This window comes from Novosphingobium sp. P6W (assembly GCF_000876675.2).
Lineage (GTDB): Bacteria > Pseudomonadota > Alphaproteobacteria > Sphingomonadales > Sphingomonadaceae > Novosphingobium.
The window spans coordinates 1,589,721-1,606,458 of sequence record NZ_CP030353.1 but is presented as its reverse complement, the minus strand read 5'-3'; the positions used below and the strand labels follow the sequence as shown (position 1 = coordinate 1,606,458).

General features: G+C 64.0%; 10 protein-coding genes. 8 read left to right on the top strand and 2 right to left on the bottom strand.

Features of this window, described 5'->3' with window-relative positions:
* Positions 1 to 47: 47 nt before the first annotated feature.
* A complete protein-coding gene (locus TQ38_RS23135; protein WP_240198065.1) occupies positions 48 to 2,741 on the top strand; it encodes a TonB-dependent receptor domain-containing protein in 2,694 nt (897 codons plus the stop codon).
* Between the two features lie 183 nt (positions 2,742 to 2,924).
* Positions 2,925 to 4,403, top strand: a complete 1,479-nt coding sequence (locus TQ38_RS23130) for a PLP-dependent aminotransferase family protein (RefSeq protein ID WP_043969990.1) — start codon at positions 2,925 to 2,927, stop codon at positions 4,401 to 4,403.
* Between the two features lie 15 nt (positions 4,404 to 4,418).
* Here TQ38_RS23130 and TQ38_RS23125 read toward each other — a convergent pair whose 3' ends face one another.
* The gene (locus tag TQ38_RS23125) at positions 4,419 to 7,808 is read right to left on the bottom strand and encodes an amidohydrolase family protein (RefSeq protein WP_082057457.1); all 3,390 of its coding nucleotides are present in this window, start codon (positions 7,806 to 7,808) and stop codon (positions 4,419 to 4,421) included.
* Between the two features lie 21 nt (positions 7,809 to 7,829).
* Positions 7,830 to 8,270: an Lrp/AsnC family transcriptional regulator gene (locus tag TQ38_RS23120; RefSeq protein ID WP_043969989.1), complete on the bottom strand. Its 441-nt coding sequence runs from the start codon at positions 8,268 to 8,270 to the stop codon at positions 7,830 to 7,832.
* A 144-nt stretch (positions 8,271 to 8,414) separates the two neighbouring features.
* Between TQ38_RS23120 and TQ38_RS23115 the strand changes: the two genes are divergently transcribed.
* The 6 genes from TQ38_RS23115 (at position 8,415) to TQ38_RS23090 (ending at position 16,733) form a co-directional block, all read left to right on the top strand.
* On the top strand, positions 8,415 to 9,464 hold the full coding sequence (locus TQ38_RS23115) for an ornithine cyclodeaminase (RefSeq protein WP_043969988.1): 1,050 nt from the start codon (positions 8,415 to 8,417) through the stop codon (positions 9,462 to 9,464).
* 115 nt (positions 9,465 to 9,579) lie between these two features.
* Positions 9,580 to 11,139: an amidase gene (locus tag TQ38_RS23110; RefSeq protein WP_043969986.1), complete on the top strand. Its 1,560-nt coding sequence runs from the start codon at positions 9,580 to 9,582 to the stop codon at positions 11,137 to 11,139.
* Between the two features lie 104 nt (positions 11,140 to 11,243).
* On the top strand, positions 11,244 to 11,879 hold the full coding sequence (locus TQ38_RS23105) for a LysE family translocator (protein WP_043969985.1): 636 nt from the start codon (positions 11,244 to 11,246) through the stop codon (positions 11,877 to 11,879).
* A gap of 146 nt (positions 11,880 to 12,025) precedes the next feature.
* The gene (locus TQ38_RS23100; protein ID WP_052505486.1) at positions 12,026 to 14,248 is read left to right on the top strand and encodes a TonB-dependent siderophore receptor; all 2,223 of its coding nucleotides are present in this window, start codon (positions 12,026 to 12,028) and stop codon (positions 14,246 to 14,248) included.
* Positions 14,249 to 14,554: 306 nt separating this feature from the next.
* Positions 14,555 to 15,313, top strand: coding sequence for a hypothetical protein (locus TQ38_RS23095; RefSeq protein WP_043969984.1), 759 nt, complete (start codon positions 14,555 to 14,557; stop codon positions 15,311 to 15,313).
* 43 nt (positions 15,314 to 15,356) lie between these two features.
* Positions 15,357 to 16,733 carry an NAD-dependent succinate-semialdehyde dehydrogenase gene (locus tag TQ38_RS23090; RefSeq protein ID WP_043969982.1) on the top strand — a complete coding sequence of 459 codons (1,377 nt, stop codon included), beginning with the start codon at positions 15,357 to 15,359 and terminating at the stop codon, positions 16,731 to 16,733.
* Positions 16,734 to 16,738: the final 5 nt, after the last annotated feature.

Sequence of the window (16,738 nt, the reverse complement as noted above, 5' to 3'; positions counted from 1 at the left end):
ATCAGGTCACCCCGCCAGATGAGGGCGACCATGAAACAGGGGTATACATGATGGAACAGCTTCTCCGCGCGCGCCGCCGGGCAATCCTGGCGAGTTCGGCGCTCATCGCACTGAGCGTGTCCGCCGTGCCGGCCATCGCCCAGTCCGCCTCGAAAGCCGACCCGGCCGACGCCGCCGCCCCTTCCGGGCAGGGCGATATCGTTGTCACCGGCTCGCGCATCGACCGTCCGGGTTACGAATCGCCCACGCCGCTGCTCCACATGACCCAAGCCGACCTCGACGTGGTCAGCCGCACCAACATCGGCGCTGCGCTGGCCGACCTGCCGCAGTTCAAGGCCTCGCAGTCGCCGCAGACATCGGGTACCAACGCCCAGGCAGGCCGTTTCCCGATCAACATCCGCGGCCTTGGCGAGACGCGCTCGCTCGTCCTCGTCGACGGTCGCCGCCTGGTCAGCGACAACGACCTCAACACCGTACCCTCGATCATGGTCAAGAGCGTGGACATCGTCACCGGCGGCGCTTCTGCCGCATGGGGTTCGGACGCCGTCGCAGGCGTGGTCAACATGATCATCGACGGCGAGTACGAGGGCGTGCGCCTTGGCGTCGAGGGCGGCATTTCGTCACGCGCCGATGCGCAGCAGTTCAAGTTCGAGGGCAAATACGGCACCAGCTTCGCCGATGGTCGGGGCCACTTCGTGATCGGCGGAGAATTCGTCGACAACAAGGGCATCCTCAAGAAGACCGACCGCAAGAACACCGGCCGCTTCGCCAACGTCAACAACACACTGACCCCCAACGTCGGCCATGCCACCCGTCTGATCGGCGGCTACATCACCTCGGGCGCGCTCAAGGGCTATGGCTTCAATCCCGACGGCTCCCTGCGCACGCCTGACATTGGCACGGTGGTCGGCACCAACATGATCGGCGGCGAAGGCCCCTCGGACGACGAGCGCAGCCCGCTGATCACCCCGCAGAAGCGCTACGCCGCGATGGCAAAAGCGTCCTTCGAGCTGACCGACACGCTCAAGATCAGCGCAGACCTGCGCTATTCGCGGTACTACAACGATTATACCTGGTTCGGCGACCACACGAACAGCGTCACCATCCGGTCCGACAATGCGTTCCTGAACGACAGCATCAAGCAGGCCATGGCCGCTGCCGGGCAGAGCAGTTTCGCGATGGCGCGTTACAACGCGGATCTGGCATACAGCACCATCCACCTCGACCGCCGCAGCATCCAGGGCACGCTTGCCCTCGACGGCAGCTTCGGTGACGGGCGCTGGCGCTACGGCGCCTATTACAGCCACGGCGCGTACCGCAACAAGATGGCGACCCCCGGCTTCCTGATCGCCAGCAATTTCGCCAATGCGGTGGACTCGGTGATCGATCCCGCAACCGGCGGCGCGGTTTGCCGCTCCGGCGCGGCGGGCTGCGTGGCGCTGGACCTGTTCGGCGAAGGCGCGCCGTCACAGGACGCGATAGACTACGTCACCGGCACCCCGCGATACAACGGCATCAACAAGATCGATACTTACGGCGTCTCGCTGCGCGGCGAACCGTTCGACCTGCCCGCAGGCCCGGTCTCGATCGCGATCGGCGCCGAAGGCCGCAATCTCGAAACCTCGGCGACGATCGGCGCGCTCGATACCGCCAAGGCCTTCAGCACGTTCTACTTCAGCGCCTTCAGCGGCAAATACGACGTGAAGGAAGCCTTCGCCGAAGTCGTCATCCCCGTGGTCAAGGACGTTCCGCTGCTGCGCAAGCTGGAACTGAACGGCGCGGTGCGCGCGTCCGACTACAGCACCAGCGGCACGATCTGGTCGTGGAAGCTGGGCGCCACCAACGAGTTCTTCCCCGGGGTCATCGGCCGCGTCACCCGTTCGCGGGATATCCGCGCACCCAACCTGAGCGAACTCTACTCGACCCAGACCGTCAGCTACGTCGGCGTGGTCGATCCGCTCAATTCCGGCGAGGGCAGCCGCAGCGTGCTCGTCTACGGCGGCGGCAACGCTTCGCTCAAGCCCGAGAAGGCGGATACCTGGACGGCAGGCTTCACCGCCGCGCCGATGCGCGGGCTGACCGCCTCGATCGACTACTTCAACATCTCGATCAAGGATGTCATCACCAGCATCGGAGCGCAGGTTCTGGTCGATCGCTGCAATGGCGGCAACGCCAGCCTTTGCGGCTACATCACCCGCGACAGCGCAGGCAGGATCTCCAGTGTCGCCTCCTCCTCGGTCAACCTGTCGGAGTTCAAGAGCGACGGCATCGATGCCGAACTGGCCTATACGATGCCGGTGGGTAACGACACCAACGGACGCGTCAACTTCCGCCTGGTCGGCACCTGGGTGAACCACTTCACCACCGATGACGGTATTTCCAAGGTCGAATATGTGAAGTCCCAAGGCTACGCCTTCGTCAACGGCGTGCCGCGCATCCGCGCCAACGCCTCGATCGGCTATGCCAGCGACAGCTTCAGCGGCCTGGTGCGCGCACGCTACACTTCGTCAGGCTACTGGAACCGGACCAGCACCGCGATCACCAACAATCGCATTCCCGCCTACACCTACATCGACCTGCAACTGAGCCAGAAGGTGCCGTTCGGCGAGGGCAAGCACTTCGAGCTGTATGGCAACGTGTCGAACCTGTTCGACAGGAACCCGCCGCTCTACTCGAACTTCTCGCCCTACTACGATGTGATCGGCCGCTACATGACGGTCGGCGCACGCCTGGAGTTCTGACGGCTTTCGCCAGACGCAAAAGAAAAGGCGGCGGGTTCGCATCCGCCGCCTTTTCGCCGCCCGTCACCGCAAACTCCCTGCGTCAGTGCAGCCGGCGGTGTCTTTGGGTTTGCGTCTCCGGCCATGGGAACCTAAGGCAGGCCGCAGTCACAAATTTAACAATCAGGTGCGGACCACCGGCCCATGCTGCGGCCCCTTCACGTCATGCTTGGCGACCGGATAGATCCCGCGTTACCAACCCCGATCTACCTTCAGGTGATCTCGGCCATCATCCGCGACATCGAGCGCGGACGGTTGGCGCCGGGCAGCTACCTGCCCGGCAGCCGCCAGCTCGCAGCCGAACTCAACCTCAACCGCAAGACGGTCGTTCTCGCTTACGAGGAACTCATCGCACAGGGCTGGCTGGAGGCATCCGGCACGCGCGGCACGATGGTGGCGACCACCTTTCCCGATCCGGTTGGCGGCGCGCGGGGACGAGCGCGGGAAAACAAGCCACCCGAGAAGGCCCAGCCGCAATACCGCATCCTGCCCACGCCCTCCCGCCCGCTGGCTTTGCCGGGCGGCCCGGGGATCAAGCTGGACGAAGGCGCGCCCGATGGCAGACTGTTCCCGAACGAAGTTCTGGTGCAGGCCTACCGCTCCGCCCTGCTGCGCCCGCCGCCGGAAAACCACCTGCAGTACCGCGACCCGTTCGGTACGCCGCGCCTGCGCTCAGCCATTGCCGACATGCTGCGCCACCAGCGCGGCCTTGCCATCGGCCCCGAAGACATCTGCATCACCCGCGGCAGCCAGAACGGGCTGTTCCTCACCGCACAGGCGCTCATCCGCCCCGGCGATGCGGTGATCGTCGAGGAACTGACCTACGAACCCGCGCTTGCCGCCTTCCGCATGATGGGCGCCAAACTCATTCCGGTGCCGTTCGACGGGCGCATGATAGACATCGCCGCAGTGGAACAGGCATGTCGCAATCACAAGGTCCGCGCGATCTTCCTCACCCCGCACCACCAGTTTCCGACCACCGCCGAACTGCGCCCCGAACGCCGCCTGGCGCTGGTAAACCTCGCCAAGCAGTTCGGCTTCGCCATCATCGAGGACGACTACGACCACGAATTCCATTTCGCCTCGCAGCCGCTTCTGCCGATGGCGGCGTATGCGCCCGACCACGTCATCTACCTCGGCTCGCTGTCGAAGCTGATAGTGCCGGCGCTGCGTGTCGGCTACGTTGTCGCGCCCGAACCGATGATCCGCGCACTGGGCCATTACGTTTCGCTGACGGACGGCATGGGCAACACCGTAACCGAGGATGCGGTGGCCGAACTCATCACCAGCGGCGCACTGCGGCGCCATGCCCGCAAGGTGCGCAAGGTCTACGGAGAACGCCGCGAACGCTTCGCCGAGAAGCTGCGCGAGGTGTTCGGGGATCGCATCGCTTTTGAAACTCCCAATGGCGGGCTTGCCTTCTGGCTGCGCTTCCCGGGCATCGACATCGCCGCGCTGGAGAACGAAGCGCAGGCTCTGGGCCTGCGCTTCGCCGCATCGGAATCGTTTCTGGCCGACCCCAAGGCGGAGCGCGGCCTGCGCATCGGTTTCGCCAGCCTCAATGCGATCGAGGCGGACAGTGCGATCAAGGCGCTGGCAAGGGCGCTGGACCGGGTCGGCTAACCTTAACGGCGGACCTCAATATTCGAACGACGCAGCGTTGCCTTGCGCCCGTTCGAACCTGGCTGCCGTCGCCATGGCCGCCGCGACCTCGCGTTTCGACATGCCCTCGAACCACTGCGCCTCGCGCGGCTTGCGGCGGGGCCACTGCTCGCCCAGCGTCGCGGCGTCGTAAAGGCGCCCGTTCTGCATCACGAGGTTCAGCGAGCGGGTGTTGCGGATATCGGCCAGCGGGTCCCGGTCCAGCACCAGCAGATCGGCCAGCTTACCCGGCTCGATCGAGCCGAGATCCAGCGCCCGGCCGATAACCTGGGCCGAACCGATCGTTGCTGCATGCAGGATCTGCAAAGGACTGGCCCCGCCGGACGCCATGGCCTCCAGCTCCCAATGGTACGATAGCCCCTGCACGACACCGTGGGCACCGACGCCAAGGACACCGCCGGCGCTGCCGATGTCGCTCGCCTGCCGGGCGAACAGCGCAAAGCCCTGCCCGTCAGGCCGGTTCCACTGGGCCGAATCGCGTTTACCCGCGAACGTGAATTCGGGCACGAAGCGGCTCAGCTTGCCGTCGAAATCCTGCTGATGGCCCGCCGTCATCGCGCCCAGCGGCCCCGGCGCACCGTAGAGCACCAGCATCGTCGGCACCGTGGCGATCCGCGAGCGTACCAGCATCTGGATCACGTCATCGTGGATCGGGGCGATCGGCAGGCTATGCTCGTTGCCGGCGTAACCATCGAGCATCTGGGTCAGGTCCAGCCGATAGTCGCTCGCGCCTTCGGTCGTGGGCATCAGGCCAAGCGCCTGTGCGCCTTCGATCAGATGGCGCCGCTCTGCCCGGTCGCCGACCATGTACTGCTTGATATTCGGCGTCTTGTAATAGTCGGAGTAGCGCCGCAGCGTTGCGATCGCATCGTCCCGGCTGCTCATCGGACTGGTGCGGAACACGCCCTCGCCGGTAGAGAACGCGCGCTGTCCGGTCATGAGCCCGGCATCGATCATGTCAGCATAGCCGAACACGTCAGGATCGAAGGTCTGCACGTCGAGGCCGGTCGTCACGCCGTAGGCGAGATTGGCCGCAAAATCCCAGTGACCGATATCGAGGATATGGCGGCGCGTCTCGAACCAGTGGGCGTGGGCGTCGACGAAGCCAGGCACGATGAACTTGCCGGTCATATCGCGCACTAAGGTGCCCTTAGGCACGGTTAAGGTGCCCTTAGCGCCTATCCCGGCGATGCGATTGTCGATGATGAGCAGGTCGGCATTCTCGACGATCTCATCGCCCTTCATGGTGACGACCCGCGCACCGCGCAGCAGCAGCTTGCCCTTGGGCACGTCGCGCGGCAGGACGACATCCATTAGCACGCTGCTGGCGCGCTTCTCGATGGCGGCGGGAAGTCCATCCCTGACGGCGCCCAGCGGCAGTGTCCGAACGGTCGACCCAACCGACCAGACAAGCGAACGCATGTCCGGCGCCCAGTCCATGTAATCCGCGCCGATCGCGGTTATCCGCCGCGCTCCGGAAGCCGGATCGCTGACCGTTACCGTCGGCGCTGCCCCATCCTTAACCTCCGGCACGGGCACGAGATAGAGCTGCGAGGCATAGCGCACCAGCGCCGTCCGGCCATCCGCGCTCAACTGCGCGTTCTTGAGCGGCGCGGGCGCATCGAAATACTGGCTGTCGGGGCGTGCCACCAGCTTGACCACACGCTTCGCCGCAGCTTCGCCCTGCGCGCCGGCAGCAACCGCATGCGATGAAATCCAGCCATCTGCATAGTAGCGCACCCTTGCCGGATCGGCATCGCGCCGCAGGTCCATTGCCGCGCCGACGTCGCCCAGAGCGGTCATCGTGCCATCTGCAACCGAGAGGCGCACGAGCGCCGAGGGCATCGGCCCGAGGCTTTCGGCAGAGCGGTAAAGCCTGTCGTGCTGGCTTGCCGAGAAGGCGACCACGTCCCTTCCCCCGGCAAGGAACATCGGTTCCGAATAATAGGCCGCCTGCGCCGTCAGCCGGCGCGGCGGCGTCTTGCCATCCGTCCCCACGATCCAGACATGGCCGCCTTCGCTGGCCGTCCAGGTAACGTAAGTGACGAAGCGCCCATCGTCGGACCAGTTCGGCTGCCAGGCAGCCCCCGGCACATCGAGGCGGCGGGGCCTGGCACCCTTGCGGTTGTCGGCAAGGTAGATGCGGCCAACGGCGCCGAAGGCCACCTTCCTGCCATCGGGCGAAAGGTGCGGGGTCTGGATGACCCTGACGTGGACCGGTCCGGTGTCGATCCGGTGCTGGCGCCGCAGTTCCGGGCCCATTTCGTGTCTGACATGCGCCTCAAAGGGAATGTCGGCCAGAGCCCCGGTAGCGACATCGAGCCGTTTCAACCCTCCTGCAAGGCCCAGGTAGATGCCTCGGTCGTCAGCGGAAAAGACCATGCGGGGCAGAAGATCGACGTAGTAGCCCCCGGACTGCCCGTCCGGATCCAGCGGGCCATGAAGCAGGCGGTCGGTCCCGTCGGCCAGGTTTCGCAGGCGCATGACGGTCTGCTCAGCCTCCCGCGTCGCGTAGGCGAGCCAGCGGCCATCATGCGACAGCACCGGGCGCATCCCGCCGCCCGGCGTCGTCATGACGGTGTGCTGCTGGCGCGTCGCCAGATCGAAGCGTGCGATCGTCCAGTGCGGAAGCGCTCCGCTGCTCCAGGTCGTCCCGGCCTTGGTGGCGTAATAGAGGCTTTTGCCGTCGGGAGAGGCGACCACGCCCATCGCGTTGCGCCGCTGCGGATGCGGATCATCGCCGTTGGGCTGGGCCTTGATCAGCACGTCCGCCTTGCCGGTGGCCACGTCCAGCGACCATAGCTCAAACGCCAGAACGCCCCAGATCATGCGCGAGACGTAAAGCGTCCTGCCATCCGGTGACCACGCCGGCGAGCCATAGTGCGGCGCCCCGCTCTCATCCTGCGAAACGCGGCGGGCGTTGCCGCCATCGGCATCGGCGACCCACAGGTTCTCGCGTCCGTCCCGGTCGCTGACGAAGGCGATATGGCTGCCGTCGGGCGAGAACACCGGCTGGGTATCGAAAGCGGCGCCGGTGATGATCGGCCGCGCCTTGCCCCCTTCGGGCGCCAGCGCGTAGATATCGCCGAGCAGGTCGAACAGGATGATCCTGCCGTCAGGCGCCACGTCCAGCGCGGGCCAGGTGACCTCGCTGGTATCGTATTCGATCACGCGCCCCGTCAGCGGCGGCAGTGTGTCCGCCCAGGCCGGATCGCCCGCAAGCAGCGCCATGGAGGCAAGGATCGCCGAACTCGCCAGCCACTTGGTCACTACATCACCCTTTCGCGGTTCTCGCCAGGATAGCCTGATCGCCATGCGCAGCGGGCTGCGAAACATCCAGTTTTCGTGCGGTGACGGGACCACCATGCGGCCATCCCTCGTGCCCGCTCAGACCGTGCTGAGAAGCAGGCTGGTTTCGCTGTTGAGCACGCCGTCGATCATCCGCACTTGCCGCAGCACACGATCGAACTCGGACAGGCTGGCCGCACGGATATCCGCCACTAGGTCCCAGTTCCCGTTGGTCGTGTGCAGCGTGCGGATCTCGACGATCCCCCTGAGTTTCTGGATCACCTGCGTCGTCGATTTTCCGGTGATCTCGATCATCATCACCGCGCGCACGGAAAGGTCGTCGTAATCGTCGCGAACCCGGATCGTGAAACCCAGCAGCGTCCCGGTATCGACAAGCCGGTCCAGCCGGCTCTGCACGGTTCCGCGCGCCACGCCCAAAACGTCCGCCAGCTTCGACAGCGAAGCGCGGCCGTCCGCGCGCAGGTGACCGATGATTCGCCGGTCGAGATCGTCAGGGATGAATTTTGCGGAAGGTGCCACGCCGGGATCGCCTCAAGCCAAGCATATTGCTCAATCGGTCCGCAAATTTTGTATAATTTTGACCATTTTGCAAGGCAGTATTGCAATTTTGCTCAACACTGCCTTCGCATACGATCGCCTGGCTCATTCACCAAAGGACGATCCATGGCCCCGCAGCCTTCCCCCTTAGCCTTCATCCCCTTCGTCAGCGTCGAGAACATGATGCGCCTTGTGCATCACTTCGGGATCGAACCCATGCTGCGCGAACTTACCGATGCGATCGAGGCGGACTATCTGCGCTGGCCCCTTTTTGAAAAGACGCCCCGGCTGGCTTCGCATTCGCAGGAAGGTGTTATCGAACTCATGCCGACTTCGGACGGCGAAGCCTTTGCCTTCAAATACGTCAACGGACACCCCAGCAATACCGCCAAGGGCCTCCAGACGGTGGCAGCCTTCGGCCTGTTGGCGCGCGTCGACACTGGCTATCCGTTACTCCTCGCCGAAATGACGTTGCTGACAGCCCTGCGCACTGCCGCGACTTCCGCGATGGTGGCACGCCGGCTGGCGCCTGCGAATTCCCGCGTCATGGCCATGATCGGAAATGGGGCGCAGGCCGAATTCCAGGCCCTGGCGATGAAGGCCATCGTCGGCATCGAGGAAGTGCGCCTGTTCGACATCGACCCCGCGGCCACCCGCAAGGTTGCGCGCAATCTCGAACATTCGGGCCTGAGGATCGTGCAATGCGAAACCTCGCAGCGAGCGATCGAGGGCGCGCACATCGTGACAACCTGCACCGCCGACAAGGCCTACGCCACCATCCTGTCCGACAACATGGTGGGCGCCGGAATCCACATCAACGCCATCGGCGGCGATTGCCCGGGCAAAACCGAACTTCACAAGGATATTCTGGCACGAGCGGCCACCTTCGTAGAGTTCGAGCCGCAGACGCGTATCGAAGGCGAAATCCAGCAGATGGGGGCGTCCTACCCCGTCACCGAATTCTGGAAGGTGCTGAACGGCGAGGCGGAAGGCCGCGCAGATGCCCGTCAGATCACCCTATTCGACAGCGTCGGCTTCGCGGTAGAGGATTTCTCGGCACTGCGTTACGTGCTCGGCAAGCTGGAAGGCACGAAATTCTTCCAGCAGCTGGACATGGTCGCCGATCCCGACGATCCGCGCGACCTGTTCGGCATGCTGCAGCGCGCCGCTGCCTGACAGCCGGTACGGTGAGCCGGCGCGGGAGTGGTCCCGCGCCGCGCGCCGATATTGGACCTTTACCCGCGTGCAGACGCAGCGAAGAAGCGACAGTATCCAAGACTGGGGAATGAAAATGGGCGATACGATCCTCGAGCGCATGAGCGTGAACCGCAGGACGGTTCTGGCCGCGGCGCCTGCCGTGCTGGCAGCCGGGGCCACGCCGGCCCTCGCCCGAAGCGCGGCCGCGACGAACGATGTCGTCATGATGACCGCGACCGACCTTTCCGCCGCGATCCACCGGAAGGACTTGTCCAGCCGCGAGGTAATGACCGCCCATCTGGCGCATATCGACAAGCTGAACCCCCGCTTCAACGCCATCGTATCGCGCGTCGACGGTGATGTGTTGCTGCGCCAGGCGGCCACGATGGACGAGGACGCAGCCGCCGGCCGCTTTCACGGCCCCCTGCACGGCTTTCCCCACGCCGTGAAGGACACCGCCCCCGTCAAGGGCATCCGCAGCACCCAAGGCTCGCCGATCCTGCGCGACAATATCCCGAAAGCCGACAGCCTTGTCGTCGCCCGCATGCGCGAGGCCGGCGCGGTTTTCATCGGCAAGAGCAACGTCCCGGAATTCGCGCTGGGCTCGCACAGTTTCAACCCGGTTTTCGGCACCACCCACAATGCCTATGCCTATGGCCGCTCGGCCGGAGGCAGTACCGGCGGCGGCGCTGTGGCGCTCGCGCTGCGAATGGTGCCGCTGGCGGATGGCAGCGACTTTGGCGGATCGTTACGCAATCCTCCCGGATGGAACAACGTGTTCGGCCTGCGCCCCTCCTTCGGGCGTGTACCGTCTGTGCCCAACAGCGACATGTTCTGGCAGAATTTCGCAACGTCGGGCCCGCTGGGACGGACCGTGCAGGACCTTGCCATGCTGCTTTCGGTTCAGGCCGGCGGCGACGCTCGCTCGCCGTTTTCGCTTGGCGACGATCCGGCTAAGTTCGCTCGCCCCCTCGACCGGGAATGGAAGGGCCGCAAGATCGGATGGCTCGGCGATTTGGGCGGAGCATTGCCTATGGAGGCCGGCATCCTCGATACCTGCACCAAGGCCCTCAAGGCCTTCGAGGCGATCGGCATGCAGGTCGACGAAGCCACCCTGACCGAACCGGCTGCCGAGATGTGGCGCACGGCGATGACGCTGCGCCAATGGTCGGTCGGCGCCGACCTCCAGGCATTCTACGATGACCCCGCCAAACGCGCCTTGATGAAGGCCGAGGCGATATGGGAAATCGAAGGCGGGATGAAGCTGACCGGGCCTGAGCTTGCATCGGCCTCCGCCGGGCGCAGCAGGATTTACCAGGCATTCCAGGCCGCGTTCGAGAAATTCGATTTTCTCATCCTCCCCAGCGCGCAGGTCTTCCCCTTCGACGTCAAGGAACGCTGGCCAACCGAGATCGCCGGCAAACCGATGGACAGCTACCACCGCTGGATGGAAGTGACCTTGCCCGCGACGATGGCCGGACTTCCCGCCCTTGCCGTGCCAGCAGGTTTCGGCGGCGCGCACCGGCTGCCGATAGGGCTTCAGATCATCGGCAAGCGCCACGATGACCTGGCAGTGCTTCAGGTCGGTCATGCGTATGAGAAGGCATCCCCATGGATCGCCTCGGCCACCCCGCCAGCCTTGCGGATGGGCTGATAAGGGATGGTGACTTCCGGCGGCAAGCTCTAGCAGGTGCCGCAGCGGCCGGTTGAATCCGGCCGCCGAGCGGACAAAGTCAAAGTAAACACCTCGAGGCCTGCATGTCGTTATCGCTTCTTACTTATGCCACGGCGCTGGGCATTGCCGCCGCCATTCCCGGCCCGGGCGTGGCCGCAGTGGTCGGACAGTCCATGGGCAATGGACTGAAGTCCTCGCTGTTTCTGCTGGCGGGCATGATCCTGGGCGACCTGACATATCTTACCGTCGCCGTCGCCGGGCTGGCCGGGATAGCGAAGACCTTCTCCAGCGCGTTTCTGGTTATCAAGGTGCTGGGCGGCGCCTACCTCACTTATCTGGCGTGGAAAATGTGGACCGGTGCAAGCGGCATCATCAAAACCGATGCCCAACGCGGTACAACCGCCTTCGGTTCGTTCCTGAGCGGCTTTTCCCTGACGCTCGGCAATCCCAAGGCGATCGTGTTCTATCTCGCGCTGCTGCCAACGGTCCTGGATCTTGGCGCCGTAGGCGTGTCGCAATGGGCAGCGCTGGTCTGTGTCACCACGCTCACGCTGATCCTCACACTCACCCCCTATGCTGCTCTCGCTCACCGGGCACGCGGCCTCATCAGCCGTCCCTCGGCGTTGAAGCGCATCACGAACACGGCGGCGGCGATTATCGGCGTCACAGGGATGACGATCCTTGGTCAGGCCGCGCGCGAGGTTGTCCGCCGTAGCTGAGCGGCGCGGCGGGGATCATGGCCTCTCTTTGCTGCCAACGGAACTTTCCCGTTGCTGGCTGTCATTGTACGGCAAGAAAAGTGATTATTGATAGTGCCTCGCAATAGCTATGTCGCTATGGGCCTCCCGACTACAGGGAGGTCTCATTGAATAAAGGTTATCTCGCTGCCGCCAGCACCTTGGCAGCAGCAATCGTAAGCATGCAGTTCGGCGCGTCGACCATGGCGGCAGAGGCCGCCGCGGACGATGCAGGGTATGATGCTGAACGAGCCGAAATCCTCGTGATCGGCAAAAGTTACGGCCAGGAAGTCGGCAAGACCGTCACGCCGCTCAAGGACATTCCCAACACCGTTACCGTCATCGACCGCGAGCAGTTCGAAGCCCAAAACCTCTTCACATTGGAAGACGCGCTGACGGCCACAAATGGCATCACCGTGAACGGCGTGGGCAGCGAAGGCGCAACCTTTTATTCGCGCGGCTTTGCCATCAACAACTACCTCGTCGACGGAACGCCTACCCGCGCTTTCGATTCTCCGGCCGTGATCCCGGACCTGTTCTTCTACGACCGCCTCGAGGTCCTGCGCGGACCCGCGGGCCTGTTCAGCGGCTCCGGCAACCCGGCCGGCAGCATCAACCTGGTCCGCAAGCGGCCGCTGGATACGTTCAAGATCCAGGGTTCGGCCGGCTACGGCAGCTACCAGAACAAGCGCGGTGAACTGGACGTCTCCGCTCCGCTGCTGGACGGCGCAGCGGTGCGTTTTGGTGCGATGGTGCAGGATCAGGATCAGTTTTACGATATCGCCCACCGCAACCGCGTCGGCGGCTTCGGGGTGGCGAGCATCGATATCGGCGATCGCACGACCTTCACCTTCGGCGCCAACTACGAACGCTTCAAGCCCGCGATCCAGACCGGCCTGCCCGGCATCATCGGCGGCGCCGACGGTAGCGACGGCCAGCTTCTGGACGTGCCGCGTTCCACTTACGTGGGCGCCGACTGGAACCGTTTCCGCTCGAAAACCTGGACCGCCTTCGCCGAACTGACGCACCGTGTCAGCGACCGCTGGACCCTGCGCGCAACCGGCCTCTACAGCGATATCGACCGGATCGACGTCTACAGCTACATCGGCAGCCAGCCGGTCACGGCAACCAACGGCGTCACCCAGCACATCGCCTATCGCGGCGACAGCAAGTACAGCACCCGATCGTTCGACTTCAACGCCGTCGGCAGCTTCCCTATGTTCGGGCGCGACCAGACGCTGATCCTTGGCGCGGATTACCAGTCAAGTTCGTCGACGTCCTATTTCACCCGGCTCAGTCGCTACGCCAGCATCGACGTCTATGATCCGGTATCCCCGGCCGAACCGCCGCTTGATCCTTATGGGCCCCTTCCTGCCTATTCCGGGCCTTACGGCAACGTGACCCAGGTATACGGCGGCAGCACCAGCGACGTCGAGCAATACGGGATCTACGGCCAGTTACGAATGAGCCCCCTACGCGGCCTGTCGCTGGTTGGCGGCGGCCGCCTGACCTGGTGGTCGACGGACTCGCAGACTTTGCTGCCCAACCTGCTTGCGCCCACCGGCTACACCATCGAAGCGCAGCTTACGCCTTATGCCGGCCTGGTCTGGGATGTGACGGACAACCTGAACGTCTATGCCAGCTATGCGGACAGCTTCACGCCGCAAACCTCCACCCTCCCGCTTGCGAATGGTGGCCAGATCAAACCCCTGGTCGGCAACCAGTACGAAGGCGGCACCAAGCTTTCTTTGTTCCACGATCGTTTGCTGCTGTCGCTGGCCGCTTATGAGATCACCCAGTCCAACCGCCTGTTCTCCGATCCCGACCTGCCCGACGTCGTGCTCCAGATCGGCAAGGTCCGTTCGCGCGGTATCGAGGCCGATGCGGGCGGCGAAATCTTGCCCGGCTGGCGCATCAACGGCGGCTACAGCTACAACCGGAACAAGTACCTGCGCGATACCAATGCGCTGTTCGAAGGCATCTCGGTGGTGCCGGTGATCCCGAAGCATTCGATCAAGATGTTCACCAATTACGCGCCGACCGCCGGTGCCTTGGCGGGCTTCAGCATCGGCGGCAGCGTAACCTGGCTCAGTTCCACTTCCGGCGGCAATGCAGCGGTGTTCAACTCCGATGGCTCGCTGCGCACCCGGTCCACCATCGTCCGGCAGGGCGGTTATGTCGTCGCGGACCTCAGGGCCGGCTACAAGCTGAACGAACAGCTCTCGCTGTCCGTCAACGTCAACAACCTGTTCGACCGCTCGTATTACGCACGCATCTCCTCCACGGGCCGGGGTAACTTCTACGGCAGCCCGCGCACTGTGTTTGCAACCCTGCGGTTCTCCTACCCCTGAGCAAGGCCGCCGCGGTGCAGCCCGGTAATCCCGCGCAGTAACTCATCGCCGCAGCACTGAGCGCGTTCGCGGCGATGGGGACGTTCGCGGCCAGCTCAGGCTGAGCGTGCATTTCCGGACACCGGCGGCGGCATGGATCGCCGCCGGTGCTACCGCCTAACTCTCTATGCACCAATGGAACGCTTTGACGGATGAGGGCGCGGGCTCATCGCTTTGAGCGGAACGAACATGGGCTTCGAGCTTTGCAGGGGCATCTCATCGCCATCCCCATTGAAGCCCTCGAAGCGCAGCGGAGCACAGCCGCACATGAAACAGCTCGGCGCAAATTTCTGGAATTTTCGCGGTACGTTCAAAATTGCCAAGATCATCGACGTCGGAACTCAGATGTCGCTGGTACGCCAAGCCAATGGGCGTTTCATTCTGATCGACAGTTACGCGGTAACAGGCTCTGATCGAGAAAATCTACTTACGCTGACCGACAACGGCGCTGCCATCGACGCCATTATCAACGTCCACCCCTTCCACACGCTGCACTGCCGCGCCGCGCATGAACTGGCACCGCACGCACGTTTGTTCGGCACCCAGCGCCACCGCATTCAAGCGCCCGAACTGCCATGGCAACAAGTCGCAATAGAAGATGCGGCAACCCAGGTGCAATTCGACGAACTGGACTTTTCCGTCCCTGCCGGCCTCGATCTCGTCACAGCCGACGATAGCGTTCACGCCGCATCCGTTCTCGTACGCCATCGTGAAAGCGGCATCGTCCACGTTGACGATACGCTTATGGTGCTCGTCGCTCCCGGACCGCTTCGGCATGTCCTGCCGCAATCGCGACTGCGCTTTCATCCTATGCTGCGCAAGGCATTGCAGCCGCGTCCCGGTGCTGCGGACGACTTCGCGAACTGGGCACGCAGCGTCGCGGACACGTGGGCCGGCACGCCGATCGTCTGCGCTGCTCATTCCGCAGTGCGCCGCCTGGGACCGTCCGGGTGGCATTCTGAAATTTCGCGCGCGTTGTCCGATGTCACCGGCACCCTCGACAAGCATCGCACGCGCTGCGGCTGACGCCCGCACTCACTCATCCCAATAAATCAGGAAGCCCAACCCCATGAGCGACAATAAAATCCGCACGATCAATCCCCTGACCGAACAAGTGATCGCCACTTATACCCACATGACCGACGATGAGGCCGCTGCCACCGTCAAGGCCACCCACGATGCCTTTCTCGAATGGCGCATGCGCAGCCTCGATGATCGCGCCAAAGTCATCGCCGCCATTGCCCAGGCCCTGCGCGATTCCAAGGAAGAGTTCGCCCAGTTGATGACGAGCGAGGTCGGAAAACTGATCGGCGATAGCCGCAGCGAAGTCGATCTGGTCGCCGCGATTTGCGACTATACCGCAAAAACCGGACCCAAGGTGCTGGCCGACGAGGAACGCTCGGCCGAAGGCGCGACGGCTTATGTCGCTCATGCACCGATCGGTGTGGTCTATGGCATCCAGCCGTGGAATTTCCCCGCCTATCAGGCCGTGCGCTATTCCATCTCCAGCCTGATGGCCGGCAACGGCGTGCTGCTCAAGCATGCCGAAAGTTGCACCGGCAGCGGCCTGTTCCTGCGCGACCTCTACGAACGAGCGGGCCTGCCCAAGGGTCTTTTCGGCGTGCTGCTCATTTCGCACGAGCAATCCGACACGATCATTGAAAACGACCTCGTGCGCGCCGTAACCCTGACCGGCAGCGACCGGGCGGGGCGGGCAGTCGCCGCCAAGGCGGGCGGACTGGTCAAGAAGACGGTCCTCGAACTCGGCTCGAACGACGCATACCTTGTGCTCGACGACGCCGACATCGATCTTGCGGTGAAGACATGCGTGGCGGGCCGCATCTACAACAACGGACAGACATGCGTGAACGCCAAGCGCTTCATCGTTACCGAAAAGAACCACGACGCCTTCGTCGAGGGCTATGTCGAGGCATTCCGTGCCATCGCCATGGGCGACCCGACCGAGGAGGCCACCAAGCTTGGCCCGCTGGTAAGCGAGGCTCAACGCGACAAGCTCCATAACCAAGTCGAGGACAGCGTCGCCAAGGGCGCGCGGGTTCTCGTTGGCGGTGAAGTGCCCGATCGAACAGGATGGTTCTATCCTGCGACCGTGCTCGTCGATGTCGCACCGGGCCAGCCTGCCTATGACGACGAACTGTTCGGGCCCGCAGCCTCGATAATCCGCGCGAAGGACGATGAAGACGCGATGCGCATCGCCAATGACAGCCGCTACGGCCTTGGGGGCGGCATCTTCAGCAGGAATGTCGAACGCGCCCGCGAACTGGCAGCGAAGCACTTCGATACCGGCATGATCTTCATCAACACCTTCGACGTCGCATCGCCCGATCTTCCGTTCGGCGGCGTGAAGACCTCAGGCTATGGCCGCGAGCACGGACCGGAAGGACTGAAGGAGTTCGTGAACGTCAAGTCGATCAAGATCGGCTGAGGCAG